The 1,051-nt window shown below is 59.1% G+C and carries 2 protein-coding genes and 1 pseudogene; all 3 read right to left on the minus strand.

What is annotated here, in order from left to right; all coding sequences use genetic code 11:
- The coding region (locus tag I2G20_RS15255) for a VOC family protein (RefSeq protein WP_196260605.1) at nt 1-351 on the minus strand (351 nt) is incomplete at its 3' end.
- Nucleotides 352-432: 81 nt separating this feature from the next.
- Nucleotides 433-615: pseudogene (locus I2G20_RS17555) on the minus strand (LuxR C-terminal-related transcriptional regulator); the annotation flags it as partial.
- Between the two features lie 8 nt (nt 616-623).
- Entirely contained in the window at nt 624-908 is a 285-nt protein-coding gene (locus tag I2G20_RS15260; RefSeq protein ID WP_196260606.1) for a hypothetical protein, read from the minus strand.
- Between the last annotated feature and the right edge of the window lie 143 nt (nt 909-1,051).

The following is a 1,051-nucleotide window of genomic DNA, read 5'->3' on the forward strand; positions in this document are numbered from 1 at the left end:
CAATGGACGCCCCTCATTGTCCTCGAAAAAAGCCATCCACTCCTCCATGCCGTCGGGATGCCGATGGATCATGTGCGGCGCGCTGGTAAAGACAACGCCCCTCGCCTCGAGATCGTGGTGCGCCGCTACGATATCGCGCACCGTGAAATAGAGGATCGACTCGGCAGCCTTTTCGCTGGGCACCGCCGAAAGCATCAGCCGCGTACCGCCGCAGTTGAAAAAAGCGAGCGGGCCGTAAGTATAAAGATGCGGCAGGCCGAGAACCGTACCGTACCAATGTTCTGCCGCTGCGATATCGGCGACTGTCCGAGCGATCTGTCCCAGCACCCCGAATTCCGTTTTTTCCGCCATGTTCTGTTCTCCCCCGGGCCGTGCCCAAAGCGCTTGCGCTTGGGATCCTTGCCCATCGGCGCCACGCCTTAGGTTCGCCAATCCCGGCTTGCCGAGAATGTTGGTCATGTGAAACTTGACGCCGTCAAGACTGATTCCGAACCGGCCCGCGATCACACGATTCCTCATCCCATGCCGCACGGCGTGCGCCACCCCCAATTCGGCAAGAGTCAGTTGGTCGTCATATGGGGGCCTATCTCGTGACCGTCTCCCTCTCAGCGGCAAGGCTTAGCTCATCCCCGCCGATTTTCCCTACCCTCCGGCCGGCACCTCACTGCCTTGTTCCTCTCGCGCAGAACGACAAAGGCATCATACATGACCCGCATGGTCTCGGATCCTTCGCGCCAGGAGAGCCCTTCAAACATCGCCATGACGGCCTGACCGGCGCCGAAGCAGTCGTAGCGCATGCAACCGCCGAACCCTTCAACCTCCGAGGACAGCCGCCGGTCGAAAGCAAGCAACACGCAGCACAAACCAATGCACCGCGCGCAGTCAGTGCGCAGCCTGTCTTCGTTCATAACCGATCTCCCGGGGTAGCAAGGGTGTTTTGGAACGCAAAAAGCCCCGCGAGTTGCGGGGCTTTTTGTTATGAGAAGGATATTTTGTGTGTTTTTGATAGATCTGGCGGCGGCGTACTCTTCCGTGTCTTAAGAGAGTACCA

It is taken from the genome of Pelagibacterium limicola (assembly GCF_015694405.1).
Classification (GTDB): domain Bacteria; phylum Pseudomonadota; class Alphaproteobacteria; order Rhizobiales; family Devosiaceae; genus Pelagibacterium; species Pelagibacterium limicola.